Raw genomic sequence first — 18,140 nt, forward strand, 5'->3', positions numbered from 1 at the left:
TGCGGCGCAGTCGATGCAGGAGCAGGCCGGCAACCTCGTCGAGGCGGTGAGCGCGTTCAGGCTCGCGGACTGAATTTCTCGCCCGCGCGGCCGATAAACAAACAAGCAAACGTACTAACAGGTAAAGCCAAATGTCGATGTTCCATACGGGCCTGAGCGGCCTGGCCGTGGCGCGCAGCGCGCTCATGACCACGGCGCACAACACGGCCAACGTGTACACGGCGGGCTACAGCCGCCAGACCTCGATCGTCGCCACCAACGGCGCGATCTCGACCGGCGCCGGCTTCATGGGCACCGGCGCCCGCGTCACGACCGTGGCGCGCAGCTACGATCGCTACCTCACCGCCCAGCTCAACGGCGCCGAGGCCACGGGCGCGGCGCTCGCGAGCTACAACTCGCAGATCAGCCGCATCGATTCGCTGCTCGCCGACAAGACCTCGGGCCTCACGCCGCTGATGCAGAGCTTCTTCGCCGGCATGCAGGGCGTGGCCAACACGCCGGCCGACCCGGCCGCGCGCCAGCAGCTCATCAGCGCGGCGCAGGCCCTGGCCAACAAGTTCCGCGCCACCGACCAGTACCTCACCGACCTGAACACCTCGGTCAACGACCAGATCGTGGGCAGCGCCGAGCAGATCAACACCTATGCGACGCAAATCGCAAGCCTCAACCAGCAGATCGGCCAGCTCCAGGCGATGGCCGGCGGCCAGCCGCCGAACGACCTCATGGACCAGCGCGACCAGCTGGTGGCCGAGCTCGGCAGAATCGTGGACGTCAAGGTGCTGGAGCAGGACGGCGGCAAGTACAACGTCTTCATCGGCAACGGCCAGACCCTGGTGCTGGGCGACCGTGCCGCGGCCATGAAGGCTGTCGACTCGGCGGCCGACCCCACGCGCAAGGCGATGGCATTGGTCGGGATGAACGGCACCGTGTCCGAGCAGAAGGACAACATCTTCACCGGCGGCACGCTGGGCGGGCTGATGGCCTTCCGCGCCGAGACGCTGACCACCACGCAGAACGCGATCGGCCGCCTCGCCATGGCGCTCGGCAGCGCCTTCAACGACCAGCACAAGCTCGGCGTCGACCTGAACGGCGCGCTGGGCACCGACTTCTTCTCCGAGGCCCAGGCCGGCGTGTTCTCCAATGCGCGCAACACCGGCACCATGGTGCTCGGCGCCGCCGTGACCGACACCTCGCAGCTCACGACCAGCGACTATTCGGTGGAAGTGAAGGACGTCGCGGGCACGCTCACTTACTCGGTGACGCGCCTCTCGGACAAGGCACCCATCGGTGACTTCACCGCCTTCCCGATCGACTTCGACGGCGTGAGCCTGTCCGCCGCCAGCGGCACGGCCCAGCCGGGCGACACCTTCCTGGTGCAGCCGACGCGCACCGGCGCTCGCGACCTCGAAGTGCTGGTGCTCGACCCGGCCAAGGTGGCGGCGGCCTCGCCATTGGTCACCGGCAACACCAGCAGCAACCAGGGCAGCGGCGCGCTGAGCGCGGCCACAGTGGATGCCAACTACCTGGCCGCGCCGCTGGCCGCGAACGTCACGCTCGCCTACGACGCCGGGACCAACACGCTGTCGGGCTTTCCGGCGACCTCGGCCGTCACCGTGACGCTCGCCGACGGCAGCTCGACCAGCTACGCGGCCGGCACGCCCGTGCCCTACACGGCAGGCGCCTCGTTCAGCTTCGACGGCATCAAGCTCGGCATGACCGGCGCGCCGGCGCAGGGCGATACCTTCACGATCAAGAAGAACGTCGGCGGCGTGTCGGACGGCAGCAATGCGCTCTTGCTCACGGCGCTGCAGAAGAAGAACACCATGGGCGGCGGCAACTCCACCTTCAATAGCGCCTACGCGCAGCTGGTGAGCTCGGTGGGCAACCGCACGATGGAAATCCGCGTGGCCGAAACCACGCAGACCAGCGTAACGGACCAGATCCGCGCGACGCGGGATTCGATCTCCGGCGTCAACCAGGACGAGGAAACCGCCAACCTGCTGATGTACCAGCAGATGTACCAGGCCAATGCCAAGGTGATCCAGACCGCGTCGACGATGTTCGACTCGATCCTCGGCATCAGGAACTAAGAACTTCAGGAGCCGTGATGCGCATCAGCACCCAGACTTTCTACGCACAGAGCCTGAAAGGGATCGGCTCGCAGCAGCAGCAGCTGTTCCGGATCCAGCAGCAACTGTCTTCCGAATCCAAGTTCCTGACGCCGGCGGACGACCCGGTGGGCGCGGCGCGCTCGCTGGTCGTCTCCCAGTCGATCGCGGAGAGCTCGCAGTACGCCGGGAGCCGCAGCCGCGCGGTGCTCTCGCTCTCGCACGAAGAGGCCGCTTTGCAATCGGCCACCACCATCCTGCAGAACATCAAGACGCTCACGGTGCAGGCCGGCAACGGCACGCTGTCGGACGCCGATCGCGAATCGCTCGCCACCACCATCCAGAGCAACCTCGACCAGCTCGTGAACGTGGCCAACGCGGACGACGGCAACGGGCAGTTCTTGTTCGCCGGCTTCAAGAGCGCCAACCCGCCTTTCGTGGCGCAGGCCGGCGGCGGCGTGCAGTACATGGGCGACCAGGGCAAGCGGCTGATGCAGATCGACGTCTCGCGCCAGATGTCGGCCACCGACGACGGACGCAGCGTGTTCCAGTCGGTCCAGGGCGGCGCGGGCTACGTGACCACGGCGGGCGCCGCCAACACCGGCTCGGGCGTGTTCGGCGCGGTCGGCGTGACCGATGCCACGGCGCCCCACTACGGAAAGGACTTCACCATAAGCTTCGCCGGCGGCAACTACACGGTCAGCACCAGCGACACGCCGCCCGTGGTCGCGGCCACGGGCCCGTTCGTGGCGAACACGCCGATTTCCTTCGGCGGCGTGCAGATCAGCATGAGCGGCGCGCCGGCGGATGGCGACAGCTTCCAGGTCTTTACCGCCAAGAACGCCGGCACCGACGTGTTCGCCGCGATCGGCGAGCTCGTGGCATCGCTGAAGAAGCCGCTCGCCGGCGGCGGCGCGGCCGCGCAGGCCGAGCTGCTGAACGCGCTCTCCACGGCCAACGTCAAGATCACGAACGCGCACGACAACGTGCTGACCATCCGTTCCTCGGTCGGCTCGCGCATGAACGAACTCGATGCGCTCAACGCCTCGGGCTCCTCGCGCAGCCTGATCGACAAGAGCTACCTGTCGGAGCTGGAAGACCTGGACATGGCGAGCGCGATCTCGGAATACCTGCAGCGCGAGACGTCGCTGAAGGCCTCGCAGGAAACCTTCGCGCGGCTGCACAGCATCGCGCTGTTCAACTACCTGTAGGCCGGCTGGCAGCCTCCGCTTCGCCGCCGGCGAGCGCCGCCGCTTGCTGCTGCTGCGCTTCCATCTGCACGACGGCTTGGTGCAAGAGGGTGCGAAGCCAGACCAGCGCGGGGTCGTGGGTGCGGTACTTGTGCCATTGCATGGACTGCTCCATCCGGGGTAGCGGCAAAGGCGCAGGCAGCACCGTCACCGGCAGGAATTGCTGCGCCATGCGGGCCAGGCGACGTTGCACCGTGGCGACTCGGTCGGTGCCCAGAACCAGGAAGGGCGCCGCGACGAAGCTGAAGGTGCAGACCTCGATGCGCCGCTCGATGCCGCGGCGTTTCATGAACCAGCTCTCGAGGGTGGGCTGGCCGATGCTGGCGGGCTGCACCTCGACATGGTCCGCGGCCACGTACTCCTCGTAGCCGAGAGTGCCGGCGCGCGCGAAGCGGCTGCCGTTCCACACCATGCACACGTACTCTTCCTCGAACAGCGTCTCGATCGGATGGTCGGGCGAGCAATAGTTGCGCGGGATCACCAGCAGGTCCGCCTCGCCACGCCCCAGCGCACGCTGCGGCTGGTCCAGGTGCGGCAGCGGCGAGAGCAGGAAGCGCACCGTACGCGACTGCTGGCGTGCCAGCGCCAGCAGGTGCGGCATCAGGGTGACCGTGGTGTAGTCGGAGACCAGCAGCTGGAAGGTGCGGTCCGAGCGCGAGGGATCGAAGCGCGGCTGCGCGGCGATGGCGGTGTCGATGCGCAGCAGCACGTCGCGCACGGGTTCCTTCAGAGCCCGGGCCCGGGGCGTGAGCTCCAGCGTGCGGCCCACCTTCACCAGCAGCTCGTCATCGAAATGGGCACGCAGCCGAGCCAGCGCGTTGCTCATGGCCGACTGGCTCAGGTGCACGCGCGCGGCCGCCTTGCTGATGCTGCACTCGGTGAAAAGCGCGTCCAGTGCCACCAGCAGGTTCAGGTCAAGCTTGTTGAAGCGCATAGCCGCCTCGCTCGCACGAGATCGAGAAGAAAGATGGTGAACCACCTTTCAGCGCGGACGACTAGGGCAAGTGCGACTATCGCCGCAGGAAACGCCGAGGGCGGAGGCAGCGTGCCGAGCTGCTGGCGAACGAGAAATGCCGCGAAGGGCGCTGCCTTGCCGGCATTCCCGCTTACTTCTTACAGTCGCCGCCGACCGAGACGGAGCCGTCCTTGCATTCGGTCAGGATGGGCTCGCTGCGCGACTGCGGCGGCGAGGGACGCGCGCCGGAGGCCGATCCGTCATTGTTCGGTGGCGAAGCCGGCAAGTCGGTCTGCGCATACACGATCTTCTTCGTTCCAAGATCGCAGGTGCCCACGACCTTGTCGACGACCGGTGCATCGGCCTCCACCGTGGTGAGCGTAAAGCGGGAAACGCCGGAGGCCCTGATCTTGGCATCGATCTGGGACAGGATGGCATCGCAGTTGCCGGCGGCGCTCGCAGAACCGGCGAAGACCAGTGCGATGAAAGGCAGAGATAGAGATAGTCTTGGCATAGGCACTTGCCTCCAAGAGAGTCTTCGCTGGCGACCCGACCAGCGATCAGCGGGAAGGCGCGGGCACCGGCGTCACCGTCTCGCGAATCACGCCGCCGCCCATGACGCTGCCCCCGGAAGAACTGCCCGCGCCGCCTCGCACGCGCGCCTCGCAGTCTGCCTGGTCGGCGGCCGGCTGCAGCTTGCATCGTTCCATCGCGTTGGCGTCGTAACCGGCGCTGCTCGAGCCGGTGAGGCCGTTGCGCCGGGCTTCCTGTCGCGCGGCGCCGGCTTCGCGAAGGCACGCCGCCTTGTCTTGCTGCACGCCGTCGCAGGCCGCGCGTTCGCGCGACATGCGGGCATCGGAGCCGGGCGGCGCCGACTGGGCGAGCGCGGCGCCGGTACCCAACAGGGCGATCAGCCAAAGAGTGGCCAGAGGGGGTTTCGTATTCATGGGGCTCCTTTTCGAACGGAGCCTGCAATGTGACTGGGGGACGGCGGCCCGACTGTGGGACGGATGCCCGATGCCTGTCGGACGCAGTCTGCAAAAGAAGGCCCGCACGAGGCGGGCCTGAAGGGGTTGGTCCTTGATGCCCACCCGGGAGAAACCATGGGGCGAAGATTAGTAGGTGTAGTCCTACAGGGCAAGTCGAGCAAAAGTTCACGTTGTGGCGGGATGCCTCCGGCCCGCGCAAGGCGAAGACGCCATTCAAAGCTCGATGAACCACACGTGGCCGCAACGCTTGCAGCGAACGCGCAGGCGATCCGGCGCGGGCTGCCCCGCATCATTCGGGTTCAGGATCTCCCATTTCGCATAGGTATCGCATGCCCGGCACACCGCCTGGTCGGCGACGAACTCGGCATGATTGAGCAGGTAGAGGTAGCGCCGCAGCGCCCAGAAACCGATGAGCGCGCTGGCAATGGCGCATGCCAGTATCAGCAGTTGCGACGACACGGCCAAGCGCAGGCTGTAGGCCTCCGCGCTTCCCAGCAGGCCGACGGTGCAGAGCAGCACCAGGACCAGATGCGCATGACTCTGAAGCAGCTCGCGCTCGTACCACTTGCGAAAGCCCACTCGCCGGATCGTTCGTGCCGCGTTCATCGACGCTTCCCTTCTCGGCGAAGCTCGCATTCGCCGCATGTCCTCTGCCTTGCAGGCGATCTCCGCATGTGGCCCTCGGCGAGCAGGGTGTTGCGGCGCAGCAGAGGGTAAGCCCCGAGCAGGATTGCAGACGGATGCGGGCTTACGTAAGAAATCCGTAAGCTGCCCTCCAACAATGGGTTCATCGCGCTCGCGCCGAACCTGGAGGTTACGTGCTGCTGCTCGCATCGTCCGTCAAGCTGATCGCCGAGATTGCCCTGTTGGCGCTGGCCGGTCAATGGCTGCTCGGCCTGCTGGCCGGGAGCCGGCGCGACCAGAACCTCTTCTATCGCCTGCTGCAGGTGCTGACGAATCCCTTCGTCAAGACGGTGCGTTTCATCACCCCCCGCTTCGTGCTCGACCGCCATATCCCGCTGGCGGCCTTCGTGCTGCTGGCCTCGATATGGCTGGCAGCCACGGTCGCGAAGATCAACCTCTGTCTGCAGATCGGGGTGCAGGCATGCAGGTGAAATACCAAGCCTGCAAGCTGCGCGCCATCGTCTTGCTGTTGCTTGGCCGATCCGAATCGGCCGACGCGGTGTTCGGCGACATGCTGGCGCTGCGGCCCGACGACGCCTATGCGCTTGCAAGCCGCAGCTTCGTCCGCGTGCAGCTCGGCAGGCGCGAGGCGGCCATCGAGGACGCGAAGCGGCTGGTGCAGGTTCATCCCGAACGCAGCGCCGGCGACTGGTTCAACCTGGCCTTCATGCTCGAGGCCGCCGATCGCGTCGAGGAGGCGGAGGCGGCCTTTCGCCGCGCCGTGGCGCTCGACGCCAGGCTCGACCGGGCCTGGTACGGCCTGGGCCTGGCCCTGATTCGCCAGCGCCGCTACGGCGAGGCGGTCGAAGCGCTGAAGCGCAACACCGAATTGCAACCCATGAGTCCCTATGGCTGGTATCAGCTGGCGCGGGTGCACATGGACTGTCGCGAGCCGGAGGAGGCTCGCAGGATCATCCGCCATCTGCGGGGCTTCGAGCCCAGGATCGCCGCTCAGTTGGAACGCGAGACGGGTCTCGCTTCTTGATGCAGTGAAAGCAAGCCAGGAGACAAAAAGATGGAATTGACCGAAACGCAACGCCACTATTGGCGCAAGAACCTCAGGATCACCGCGATCCTGCTGGGGATCTGGTTCTTCGTGACCTTCGTGATCGGGTACTTCGCCCGTGACCTGAACTTCAGCTTCTTCGGCTGGCCGTTCAGCTTCTGGGTCGGAGCCCAGGGCGCATTGATCGTCTATGTCCTCATCATCGGGTTCTACGCGTGGTACATGAACCGCCTAGACCAGGAACACGGCGTCGCCGAGGAGAACTGACATGGCCGATATCAGCTTCGATCACAGCGGCGCCGCTGCCGACAAGCGCATCTTCAAGAAGCAGCTCAACAAGGTGTACGGCTGGTACACCGGCGGCTTCATCGTTTTCGTCGTCGTGCTGGCGATCCTCGAGCAGGTGGGCCTGCCGAGGAACTGGATCGGCTTCATCTTCCTGTTCGCCACCGTGGGGCTGTATGCCGGCATCGGCATCATGAGCCGGACCACCGACGCGACGGAGTACTACGTCGCGGGCCGGCGCGTGCCGGCGGTCTACAACGGCATGGCGACGGGCGCCGACTGGATGAGCGCGGCGTCCTTCATCGGCATGGCCGGCACGCTCTATCTCACCGGCTACGGCGGCCTGGCCTTCATCCTCGGCTGGACTGGCGGCTATTGCCTGGTGGCGCTGCTGCTGGCACCCTACCTGCGCAAGTTCGGGCAGTTCACGATCCCCGACTTCCTGGGCGCGCGCTACGAGGGCAACCTGCCGCGCTTCATCGGCATCGTGGCGGCCATCCTGTGCTCCTTCACCTACGTGGTTGCGCAGATCTACGGCGTGGGCCTGATCACCGCGCGCCTGTCGGGCCTGGCCTTCGAGATCGGGATCTTCGTCGGCCTGGGCGGCATCCTGGTTTGCTCCTTCCTCGGCGGCATGCGTGCCGTCACCTGGACGCAGGTCGCGCAGTACATCATCCTGATCATTGCCTACCTGATTCCAGTGGTCTGGCTGTCGGTGAAGCAGACCGGCGTGCCGATTCCCCAGGCGGTCTACGGCTACCAGCTCGAGAAGGTGGCCAAGCGCGGCGACGAGCTGCGCGCCGATCCCAAGGAACTCGAGGTGGTCGCCATCTTCAAGGCCCGCGCGGCCGAGTTCGATGCCAAGCTGAAGGGCCTGCCCGCCTCGCTGACCACCGAGAAGGCGGCCGCCGAGAAGAGAGTGGTCGACCTGAGGGCTGCGAGCGCGCCGCCGGCCGAGATCGAGGCGGCCGAGAAGGCGCTGGCCGCCGTGCCGCAGGACGAAGCCGCGGCCCGCAGGGCCTGGACCGCGGCCAAGGCGGCCAACGAGGCGCAGGCCAGGCCGCTGGCCGGCATGCCGAACCATGCGCAGATCTATGCCGGAGACCCGAACGGCGACGCGGCGGCGAAGAAGGCCTTCGACGAATCGAGGCGCAATTTCCTCGCGCTGGTCTTCTGCCTGATGGTGGGCACTGCCGCGCTGCCGCACATCCTGATGCGCTACTACACCACGCCGTCGGTGAGGGAGGCGCGCGAGTCGGTGACTTGGTCGCTGTTCTTCATCTTCCTGCTGTACTTCACCGCGCCTGCGCTCGCGGTGCTGGTGAAGTTCGAGGTCTTCAACGTGCTGGTGGGAACGCCCTTCAACGAGCTGCCGGCCTGGATCGCCAACTGGTCCAGGGTCGATCCTTCGCTGCTGTCGGTTGCCGACGTCAACAACGACGGCATCTTCCAGCTCTCCGAGATGAAGATCGGCGGCGACATCATCGTGCTGGCCACGCCCGAGATCGGCGGACTGCCCTACGTGATCTCCGGCATGGTGGCGGCCGGCGGCCTGGCGGCTGCGCTGTCCACAGCCGACGGCCTGCTGCTGACCATCGCCAACGCGCTGTCGCACGATCTCTACTACAAGATGATCGACCCGAATGCGCCGACCTCGCGCCGCGTGGCGCTCTCCAAGACGCTGCTGCTGGTGGTGGCGCTGTGCGCGGCAGCGGTCGCGGCGCAGAAGCCGGCCGACATCCTGTTCCTGGTCTCGGCGGCCTTCTCGTTCGCGGCGGCGGCCTTCTTCCCGGCGCTGGTGCTCGGCATCTTCTGGAAACGCGCCAACAAGTGGGGCGCATCGCTGGGCATGGCGGCCGGCCTGGGCGTGACCTTCTACTACATGGTCGTGACCCAGCCCTGGATGCGCAGCGTGTTCGGCGTCACGAGCCCGATCGAGTTGTGGTGGGGCATCCAGCCGATCTCGGCCGGCCTGTTCGGCGTGCCGGTCGGCTTTGCGGTGATCGTCATCGTCAGCCTGCTTACCGGCCAGCCGAGGCAGGATACGCAGGAGCTCGTGGAGCACGTGCGCTATCCGGACCTCAAGCGGGCCTGAGCCGGCGGCGAGGGCCAACAGAGTCGTTGGCCCTCGGAATCCCGCCACAGTTGTTACTCCCAGCGTTCGATCTCGGGTGCCAAACTGCCTCAGACCGACAACGAGCGAATCAGGAGATATCAACCATGGCTAAGTCAACCGAGAACGGACGCAAAGGCGGACCGCCTGCCATGCGCACGCCGCCCATCGTGTCGCCGCAGGCGTGGGAGGCGGCCCGCGAGCAGCTGCTCGTGAAGGAAAAGGCCCAGACCCGCGCGCGTGACGCCCTGGCCGCAGAGCGCCGGCGAATGCCCTGGATGGCCGTGGAGACGGCATATGCATTCGAGGGGCCTGCGGGCAAGGCCAGCCTGCTCGACCTGTTCGACGGTCGGCGCCAGTTGATCGTCTACCGCGCGTTCTTCGAGCCGGGCGTGTTCGGCTGGCCCGACCACGCGTGCCGCGGCTGCTCCCTGGTGGCCGACCAGGTGGCCCACGTCGCCCACTTGAACGCCCGCGACACCACGCTCGTCTTCGTTTCGCGTGCGCCTCAGCCGGACATCGCACGGCTGAAGGCGAGGATGGGCTGGGAGATGCCGTGGTTCACCCTCACCGACAGCTTCGACGCCGATTTCGGCGTGGACGAGTGGCACGGCACGAACGTTTTCTACCGCGACGGAGACCGCGTGTTCCGCACCTACTTCATCGACAACCGCGGCGACGAGCAGATGGGAAGCACCTGGAACTACCTCGACATCACGCCGCTCGGCCGGCAGGAGGTCTGGGAAGACTCGCCCGAGGGCTATCCCCAAACTCCGACCTACAAGTGGTGGAACTGGCACGACAACTACGCCGCAGACGCAGCGCCCGACAAGAAGTGGGTCGAGGTGTCGGACGCCGGAGAGGCGGCGTTCCGGAACCAGGCCCCTGGCACGAAGCCATGAGCCAGGGCTGTTCCGGTGGGCCGCGGCGCGAGTTCGTCTAACGCTCCAGGAGGACACGAAGCATGCGCTGCGGGCTGGCGAGGAAGTCGCGAGTGACCTGGAAGTGTTCGGTGTCCTCGTATGCGATCGGCGAAACCCCCTCGCTGCTGCAGCGGTAGATGCATGCATCGGGATAGGCCATGAGGATCGGCGAGTGGGTCGCGATGATGAACTGGGAGTCGTCCAGCACCAGGTCATGCATGCGCGACAACACGGCCAATTGCCGTTGGGGCGAGAGGGCGGCTTCCGGTTCGTCGAGGATGTAGATGCCTTGCCCGCCGAAGCGCTGCGTCATGAGCGCCATGAAGGATTCGCCGTGCGACTGTTCGTGCAACGAACGCCCCCCGTAGGAGGCGATCGCGGGCGGGCCGAACGAGGGTTCGGCATCGAGCTTCTCGATCTCGGTGGCGACGTTGAAGAAGCTTTCTGCCCGCAGGAAGAACCCGTCGCGAGGCCGCTTGATGCCCTTGGCCACGCGCAGGTACGCGTGCAGCTCCGAATGCGAATGCCGGGTTCCGAATCGGAAATTCTTGCTGCCGCCCTCGGCGTTGAAGCCGAGGGAGACCGCTATGGCTTCGAGGAGCGTCGACTTGCCGGATCCGTTTTCCCCCACGAAGAAGGTCACCCTCGGGTGAAGGTCGATGTGGTCCAAGGAGCGAATCGCCGGCAGGCAGAAGGGATAGCGCTCGAAGGACTCGACCTTGCTGCGCAGGAGGGCGACTCGACTGACGTACTGGGTTGAAATCATGAAATCCCGCCATGCCTTTCGCACGGCCATGATACGGGCCAGCCGGTCGCTCGTGTCGCGCGTCCTCAGGCGTTCGGCTTGCCCATCGCCGGATCGCTCACCGAATGCCGGCCGGTCTCGACGCGGCCGGCGATGCGGCGCAAGTAGGCCGGGTCGGCGTCGCAGCTCACTTCGAAGTCGTACCAGTTGCCGCTGTCCTCGAGGTCCCATCGCTGCTCGACATCGCCGCCGCCCTTGACGCGCACGGTCCACGGGCCGTCGTTGCGGTAGGCCAGGGACTTGATCGTGAAGACGCAAGCCCGCTCTCCCTCGTTGCGCAGCTTCAGATGCAGGTCGCCGCGGCGCACGTTGTAGCCGACGCGGATCTCGGGGTCGGGCGCGTGGCGGGCGCGCAGGCGGTTGAGGTCGCCCTTGAAGTGGCGGTGGAAGCCGTTGGGCCCGAGCACCCAGAGGTCGTAGAGGCCGGCGTTATCGGTCGCCGCGGCCCACTCGTCGTCGAGCCGCTCGTTGGGCTCCACCATGTAGCGGCGCGGCAGCCGGTCGAGGTTGAGCTTGTCGTAGACGTGGAACACGGCGGCAGCTTCGCCGCTGTTCGCGAACACGAGCTTGACCTTGCCGTGCAGCGCATTGCTGCGCGCGCTCACGTGCAGCTCGTAGGGCAGCGCGCGCGAGGGCCGCGTGCCGGTCGCCTGCATCGGCAGCAGCGGGTTGGCCGGCGGCGCGATCTGGGGCAGTTGCTGCTGCGCGGCGCGGAGCTGGTCGGCCTGGGCCAGCGTCTTGCGTCCTGCGAGCGTGGGCAGCGGCTCGTTGTTCGGGTTCTTGAAGTTGAAGGCGCTCGTCAGGTCGCCGCACACGGCGCGGCGGTAGCGGCTGATGTTGGGCTCCTTGACGCCGAAGCGCTGCTCGAGGAAACGGATGATCGAGGTGTGGTCGAACACCTGCGAGTTGACCCAGCCGCCGCGGCTCCAAGGCGAGATCACGTACAGGGGCACGCGCACGCCGGGCCCGTAGACGCGGCCGTCGGGCTGCGGCTGGCTGGTGGTGCCGGGCGGGTTCGGATGCGTGAAGCGCTCGAAGGCGACGTCCGATTCGCGCAGCGTGGTCTTGCCGGCCGGCGTGCCGTCCGGGTTGAGCGAGGGCGCCGAGGGCGAGGGCACGTGGTCGAAGTAGCCGTCGTTCTCGTCGAAGTTGACCAGCAGCACGGTCTTGCTCCACACATCGGGCACGGCGGTGAGCGCGTCCAGCGTCTCCTGGATGTACCAGGCGCCCTGCACCGGGCTCGACGGGCCGGGGTGCTCGGAGTAGGCGGCCGGCGCGATGACGAAGGACACCTGCGGCAGCTTGCCGTTCCTGATGTCCCGGCGGAAGGTTTCGAAATACGCGTTCACGTCGCCGAGCGGGCCCGGCATGGTGTTGGCGATGCCCTTGTACAGCGGGTTGCCGGCGTCGTCGCTGGCCGGGTCGTAGGCGGGCGAGAGCGCCTCGTTGCTTACCGGCTTGCCCGAGGCCTCGTTGGCCACGCGGTATTGCTTGAAGCCCGCGAGCGGGTTGTCGCCGAAGTTGTCGGGCATGTTCTGGTAGACCATCCAGCTCACCTTGGCTTCCTGCAGCCGCTCGGGGTAGGTCTTCCATTCGTAGCCGAGCGCGGAGGAGTCGATGGCGTCCCACTCGTTGTTCAGCGAGGCCACGCCGGCGGCCGTGGGGCCGTTGGTGCCGGTCCACATGAACATGCGGTTGGAGTTGGTGCCGGTGTGCATCGAGCAGTGGTAGGCGTCGCACAGCGTGAAGGCGTTGGCCAGCGCGAACTGGAAAGGCAGCTCTGCTTCCTTGTAGTAGCCCATCGAGGCCGGCGTCTTGTAGCGCACCCACTGCTCCATGCGGCCGCCGTCCCAGGCGTCCTGGCCGTCGACCCAGCTGTGCGGCGTGCCGCTCACGCGCTGTGCGTTGCCCTTGGTGAAGTCGAGGTGGTAGGGCAGCACGGGCTGGCCGGCCGCGTTGTACTGCTGCCAGACGTTGCGGCCCTGCGGCAGCGGAATGGTGAACCGGTCGCCGAAGCCGCGCACGCCGCGCAGCGTGCCGAAGTACTGGTCGAAGGAGCGGTTCTCCTGCATCAGGATCACGACGTGCTTGACGTCCTTGATGGTGCCGGTCTCGTTGTGCGCGGGGATCGCCAGTGCTTTGCGAATGCTGGGCGGAAAGGCGGCGAGGGCGGCGGCGGCGATGCCGGTGGTGGCGGTGCCCTGGAGGAATTTGCGGCGCGAGTTCATGGGGGTTCTTCTGAATGTTTTGTAGTGGGCTCAGGGCGCGTAGCGCACGTCGGCGTTGTCGCTCGCCGCAGGCTGTGCGGTGGGGTCGGTCTTCTGGCTGCCGGCGGCCGTGCCGCTGAAGCCGTCGCCGCTGCTGCCGCCGCCGCAGGCTGCGAGCGCGCAGGCCAGGGTCAACGCACCCGCGAGGCGCGCCAGATTCGCAACTGTGTGCATGGAGGGAGTTCCTTTGGAGTTGTCGGGGGATGGGCTCGCGAGCGAGACTAGGCAGCGGCCATGTCATCGCCATGAACCGGCGATGACGCTTGTGCGACGTGCGCATGACGCGCTGGTACCCTGGTGCCTTTCGCATGCGGCACGAGGACCGACGAGATGCCGATGAATCTGCTCTTGAAGCTCGCCCTGGCCTGCCTGATCGGGCTGGCAGGAGTCACCATGTTCCAGGACCGCCTGCTCTACTTTCCTGCCAAGGCCACGGTCGCGGACATGGTGTCCGACGGACTGAAGGCCTGGCCTTCGGCAGACGACTTCCGCGGCCTGGTGGCGCAGCCGCCGGGCGATGCGCGCGGCACGGTCATCGTCTTTCACGGCAATGCGGGGCATGCCGGTCACCGCGCCTACTACGCCGAGGCGCTCGCCGGCCTCGGGCTGCGCGTGATCCTCGCCGAGTACCCGGGCTACGGCCCGCGCGGCGGAGAGATGGGGGAGGCGCATCTGGTCGACGATGCCGAACAGAGCATCGTGCAGGCGCACCGAGCGCATGGCGCGCCGCTGTTCGTCATCGGCGAATCGCTGGGCGCGGGTGTCGCGGCGGCGGCGGCCGCACGCCGGCGGGACAAGGTGGCGGGCCTGCTGCTGATCACGCCATGGGACCGGCTCGAGAGCGTCGCGGGCCATCACTATCCGTGGCTGCCGGTGAAATGGCTGCTGCGCGATCGCTACGACAGCGCCGCGCATCTCGCGTCCTTCGGCCGTCCGGTGCTGGTGGCCGTCGCCGAGCGCGACAGCATCGTGCCGGCACGCTTCGGCCGCGCGCTCTACGACGCGCTGCCAGAGCCCAAGCGGCTGGTCGTGATCGAGGCGGCCGGCCACAACGACTGGCCGGGGCGTGTCGACGATGCATGGTGGCGCAGCGCCACCGCCTTCTTGCTGGACGCCGCCGCTCCCGCGCGTTGAGCGCTATGCCTGCGACAGCGGGAAACTCACCGTCGCTTCAGCCTTCGACCGGCGGCATGGCCTCGAAGCCCGCAGCGTCCGCAGCAGCGTAAGCGTGCTGGGAAGTCAGGTTGACGTCGGGCCAGGCACCAGGTCGACGACCGCTTGCGGCCCCGATGCGGTCGCCTGAGGCGCTGGCCTCAAGACCGAGAGCGACCCAAAGCGAATCTAGCCACGGCACCTTTGGCTGCCTACAAGCAGACGGTGGCGCTCGCGTTGACATGATCGTCCGCTTGGAACTGATGCCGACCTGATGCCTGGCGCGCTTGCAGCATCGGCATCGCCTGGCCTCGCGACCACCCACGCAGTGTGCGGCGTGGTTTAGGGCCGACTATTTGGCATCGTGCCCGAGGAACTCGTGATCTGGGATTTTGTGGTGCTCGTGCGAAGGTTGCGGCAGCCGCTGTCTGGCTTCAAGGCTTGGTCCATGTGCCCGGGGTCGCGCCAAACGTCAACCAGTCCCCATCAGGCATCGATTGATGCAGGCCCGGCTTCGACCAGTCGGAGACGCCGTTCGGGAAGATCGAGTCGAGGCGGACCAACTCGCTGGGAGTGAATGTCACCGCGTAGTCGCTCAGGGCGATGGGTTTGAGCTGGCAGGCCATGATGTCTCCCGCTGTCGACTCCCCGGCCACGATGCGCGGGTCGGAAAAGATCGGGTACAGCGTGTTGCATGCGGATGTCGGGGTCAACGAGAGCACTTCATCGATTCGCCTGCCGTCCGCATCCCAACATGCGTCCTTCGCATTCGCCGGCTTTGCGGCGACGACCTTCTGCTGGTAGGTCCGCGTGGTCGTGTCAGCGGCCAAGGTGTCGAGCCACGTGTTCAGCGTCGTCAACGATTCCCGAATCATATTGGGCGAGCTCGGCGAGTTGCCCGCGATCGTCCAGACCACCAGGTTGTCCCGCGATCCATTCGCCTTCACGAGCCGATCGGCAGTCGCGAAGGTCCGGTGGCGGGAGTGGATGTTCCTGGGGAGGTCGACGTAGTTGCGGTATGCGATCAAAGGCAATGTCAAGTTCCTGCCGGAGTTGAGGCGGCCGGCCTTGTAGGCAGCCGCCACAGCGACCGGATCGCCCACTGTGCGGCGTGCCACGATCTTCCCGTCGGTATCCAGCCCGCCGATCTCTTCGTTCAGGTCGAGGAATTCGGCCTTCGAGATCACGCCGTCGTTCAAAGCCTTCAGTCCGTACTGGACACCTACGTTGTCATATGCCGAGCGCGCGAAGCCGGTCAGCGGGTCCGTGCCGAAGCTGTTGGCGTTGCCGGACCAATAGTCGCCGCGCGCACCGGTTAGATTGGTGAGCGCGTTGTAGCGGAGCGCCACCGGTACGCTGCTGTCGAACGATGAGTTGGAAGGGTTCTGCCAGACGTTTGCGAAGTTCTGCCAGTTGAAAGAGAAGCACGTCGTCGTGCTCCCATTGACGGGATAGCCGTCGATGGCGGAAATCTTGTTCATCGCTAGCGTCGCCGTGCCGCCGATCGAATTGACGTAGTTGGTGATCAGGCCGCAGTCGAGCACGTCCTTGGTGATCGAGACCTGGTCGGGGAAGCTCCGCACGGCGACGATTGCGTCCAGGAGCCCCGGGTAGTTCTGGGCGATAAGTTGGACCTGCATCGATCCGCCCGAGGACCCCGACCCGATCGTGAACTTCGGCAGCCCGAAGTTCTTGATGAAATGCTCCTTGATCATCGCGGTCGTTTCGGTGGACACCACATCGTCTTGGCCGACACCGAAGGTATTGCGGGTGCCGAACGCCACCGCAAAGCCGAGCGACAGTGGATCATCTGTCGTGATGATGCTGTCACCTTGGCGCAGGGCAGAAGTGATCGAGTTGCTCCCCGACCGATACCCTGGCGCTGCGCCGCCCAGGTAGTGATAGAAGAGCTTGCCGTTCCAGCCAGCGCCGGGCTTCTTGCCGCCTGCCGACCACGGGTTCGCTATGGGGTTCTTCGGATCGTCGAGGATCGCAATTCGGTAAATGGATTCGTTGATCGTCCCGGACTCGATGCGCACGATGAAGTCCACAGAGATGCCGTCGATGGTGGTCGTCTTTGCGAGGTCAGTCGGCAAGCTGCCTGTCAGGCCGGGCAGCACAAGGAAGCTACCGGCTGTGTTCTTGTAATACCAGTCGGTGCGCGAGGCGACTTGGCACGGCCCGGTTGCGGGGGCTGGGCCCAGGCCGGATGTCTCCGTCTCACAGATCCACGGACGCTGGTGCGGTCCGGAGAAGATGGGCCCCGTGATCGGTCCATTCTTGACAGTGACCGTCGCGAGGACAGCGCCGGCTGCGTCCACGGCGCGAAGCTCCGTGGAGCCTTCGGGCAAGCCGGTGACGACGCCACGCAGCGCCGTGGTGCCAGATGGGCTAAGTACGCTGGTCACGTCGGTCGACCCTCGCAAGAGCTTCACTTGCGACGCCGCGACTCCGGATGGCAGAGGCACTTCGACAAGTGCGCTTCCGCCACTCACGAGTTCCGACCTCGAGGAGAGCACCTTGATGTCAAGGGGCGCCGCTGGAGCAGTCGTGGTTTCGCCACCGCCTCCTCCGCAGGCTGTCATGGCCACACACGCTGCAGCAAGGGCCAGCAGGGGCAGCTGGCGGTGGGTCCGGGTCATGATGTCTCCTGATGTGGAATGCAAGGCTGCGAGAGCAGGATCGGCACGCCGTGCTACTGGACTCGATCCCTGATCTGCGCGGCTGACGCCGCGGCCGTCAGGCCGGGTTGAAACAAGGTCGGCGCGCGATCGCTGGCGAGTTCGACGCGTCCAGCGATGAACTCGATGACGAGGCGATTGAACTCCTGCGGCTTCTCGAAATACGCGGAGTGCCCGGCCTGTTCGATAACGACAACAGCGCTGTCAGGCACAAGGCCCGAGCATTCGTGCATGACGCTTGCGGGCACGAGGGGATCTTCGCTGCCCACCAAGAACAAGGTCGGGCAAGCAAGCTCGCGCAAGGCGTCGACCGGCGTCAAAGCAGCTGGCGCGAGAAGTGATGCCAGCGCATCCTGCCACTGCTCGGCGGGAATCGCTTGTGCGCTCGGATTGAAGTGATTTATCTGGGCATAGAGCGCGGCGAGCGGCGGATGCTGTTCGACAAACCACTTGCCGAGCGACCGCTGCTCGATGCTGAGGGCGCGCGCCGAATGCAGCCGCTTCGAGACAAGCTCCAGCAGGGCCGGATGGTCGATTGCCATCGAACTGTCGCAGGCGACGAAGCCGGCGACGCGCTTCGGGTGTCGTAAGGCGACCCGAAGGCCGATCATTCCGCCGAGAGACTGGCCGATAACGACTGCTTGATGGACTCGTTCTGCGTCGAGCAGGGCCAGAACGTCGTCGGCCATCAAGCCCAGGTCGAACTCACTAGTCGGTGCAACCGACCGCCCGAAGCACCGGATGTCCATCGTCAGGCAGCTGTAGCGGCTCGAGAAGACCGGCAGCTGCTGCCACCACGTGGCGGCGTTGGATCCGGCACCGTGCAGGAAAAGGATCGCTGGGCCGGTGCCGTGGCGCTCGTAGTAGATCCGCCGACCTGCGGACGTCAGGAAAGGCATGGTCGTCGTTCGGTGTCTGCGGA

General features: G+C 66.3%; 17 protein-coding genes. 8 read left to right on the plus strand and 9 right to left on the minus strand.

The genetic code is table 11. The features are described 5' to 3' along the window. The first annotated feature begins 131 nt into the window (after positions 1-131). Positions 132-2,090, plus strand: a complete 1,959-nt coding sequence (flgK, locus tag EJI01_RS26035) for a flagellar hook-associated protein FlgK (protein ID WP_126840018.1) — start codon at positions 132-134, stop codon at positions 2,088-2,090. A 17-nt stretch (positions 2,091-2,107) separates the two neighbouring features. Beyond that, a complete protein-coding gene (flgL, locus tag EJI01_RS26040) occupies positions 2,108-3,319 on the plus strand; it encodes a flagellar hook-associated protein FlgL (RefSeq protein WP_126840019.1) in 1,212 nt (403 codons plus the stop codon). Here flgL and EJI01_RS26045 read toward each other — a convergent pair. The 4 genes from EJI01_RS26045 to EJI01_RS26060 all read right to left on the minus strand — a co-directional run bounded on the left by EJI01_RS26045 (position 3,306) and on the right by EJI01_RS26060 (position 5,881). After that, complete coding sequence (locus EJI01_RS26045) at positions 3,306-4,292, minus strand: LysR family transcriptional regulator (RefSeq protein WP_126840020.1); 987 nt, start codon at positions 4,290-4,292, stop codon at positions 3,306-3,308. The two genes, flgL and EJI01_RS26045, sit on opposite strands and share 14 nt — an antisense overlap. Before the next feature lie 172 nt (positions 4,293-4,464). Beyond that, entirely contained in the window at positions 4,465-4,827 is a 363-nt protein-coding gene (locus EJI01_RS26050) for a DUF1161 domain-containing protein (protein WP_126840021.1), read from the minus strand. A gap of 46 nt (positions 4,828-4,873) precedes the next feature. Then, a complete protein-coding gene (locus EJI01_RS26055; RefSeq protein WP_126840022.1) occupies positions 4,874-5,260 on the minus strand; it encodes a hypothetical protein in 387 nt (128 codons plus the stop codon). A gap of 255 nt (positions 5,261-5,515) precedes the next feature. Further along, positions 5,516-5,881, minus strand: a complete 366-nt coding sequence (locus EJI01_RS26060; RefSeq protein WP_260602690.1) for a zinc-ribbon domain-containing protein — start codon at positions 5,879-5,881, stop codon at positions 5,516-5,518. Positions 5,882-6,120: 239 nt separating this feature from the next. On the opposite strand from EJI01_RS26060, the gene EJI01_RS26065 reads away from it, so the two are divergent. From EJI01_RS26065 to EJI01_RS26085, 5 genes are all read left to right on the plus strand, one after another. Next, on the plus strand, positions 6,121-6,417 hold the full coding sequence (locus EJI01_RS26065; RefSeq protein WP_126840024.1) for a hypothetical protein: 297 nt from the start codon (positions 6,121-6,123) through the stop codon (positions 6,415-6,417). After that, positions 6,408-6,971: a tetratricopeptide repeat protein gene (locus EJI01_RS26070; protein WP_126840025.1), complete on the plus strand. Its 564-nt coding sequence runs from the start codon at positions 6,408-6,410 to the stop codon at positions 6,969-6,971. Before EJI01_RS26065 ends, EJI01_RS26070 begins: the two co-directional genes overlap by 10 nt. 30 nt (positions 6,972-7,001) lie before the next feature. Then, complete coding sequence (locus tag EJI01_RS26075; RefSeq protein WP_126840026.1) at positions 7,002-7,259, plus strand: DUF4212 domain-containing protein; 258 nt, start codon at positions 7,002-7,004, stop codon at positions 7,257-7,259. A gap of 1 nt (position 7,260) precedes the next feature. Next, positions 7,261-9,372 carry a sodium:solute symporter family protein gene (locus EJI01_RS26080; RefSeq protein ID WP_126840027.1) on the plus strand — a complete coding sequence of 704 codons (2,112 nt, stop codon included), beginning with the start codon at positions 7,261-7,263 and terminating at the stop codon, positions 9,370-9,372. A gap of 125 nt (positions 9,373-9,497) precedes the next feature. Continuing rightward, complete coding sequence (locus tag EJI01_RS26085; protein WP_185879063.1) at positions 9,498-10,292, plus strand: thioredoxin family protein; 795 nt, start codon at positions 9,498-9,500, stop codon at positions 10,290-10,292. Between the two features lie 37 nt (positions 10,293-10,329). Here the strand turns inward: EJI01_RS26085 and EJI01_RS26090 are convergent, their stop codons facing one another. The 3 genes from EJI01_RS26090 to EJI01_RS26100 form a co-directional block, all read right to left on the minus strand. Further along, a complete protein-coding gene (locus EJI01_RS26090; RefSeq protein WP_126840028.1) occupies positions 10,330-11,079 on the minus strand; it encodes an AAA family ATPase in 750 nt (249 codons plus the stop codon). 65 nt (positions 11,080-11,144) lie between these two features. Next, positions 11,145-13,346: a phosphocholine-specific phospholipase C gene (locus EJI01_RS26095; protein ID WP_126840029.1), complete on the minus strand. Its 2,202-nt coding sequence runs from the start codon at positions 13,344-13,346 to the stop codon at positions 11,145-11,147. Positions 13,347-13,376: 30 nt separating this feature from the next. Then, positions 13,377-13,559 (minus strand): hypothetical protein, encoded by a 183-nt coding sequence (locus tag EJI01_RS26100; RefSeq protein ID WP_126840030.1) that lies wholly within the window; start codon positions 13,557-13,559, stop codon positions 13,377-13,379. Between the two features lie 162 nt (positions 13,560-13,721). On the opposite strand from EJI01_RS26100, the gene EJI01_RS26105 reads away from it, so the two are divergent. After that, positions 13,722-14,519, plus strand: a complete 798-nt coding sequence (locus EJI01_RS26105) for an alpha/beta hydrolase (RefSeq protein ID WP_126840031.1) — start codon at positions 13,722-13,724, stop codon at positions 14,517-14,519. Positions 14,520-14,971: 452 nt separating this feature from the next. Here the strand turns inward: EJI01_RS26105 and EJI01_RS26110 are convergent, their stop codons facing one another. After that, positions 14,972-17,179 carry a DUF6351 family protein gene (locus EJI01_RS26110; protein ID WP_126840032.1) on the minus strand — a complete coding sequence of 736 codons (2,208 nt, stop codon included), beginning with the start codon at positions 17,177-17,179 and terminating at the stop codon, positions 14,972-14,974. 53 nt (positions 17,180-17,232) lie between these two features. Continuing rightward, on the minus strand, positions 17,233-18,117 hold the full coding sequence (locus tag EJI01_RS26115; RefSeq protein ID WP_126840033.1) for an alpha/beta fold hydrolase: 885 nt from the start codon (positions 18,115-18,117) through the stop codon (positions 17,233-17,235). Positions 18,118-18,140: the final 23 nt, after the last annotated feature.

The sequence above is a fragment of the Variovorax sp. MHTC-1 genome, assembly GCF_003984645.1.
Taxonomy (GTDB): domain Bacteria; phylum Pseudomonadota; class Gammaproteobacteria; order Burkholderiales; family Burkholderiaceae_C; genus Variovorax.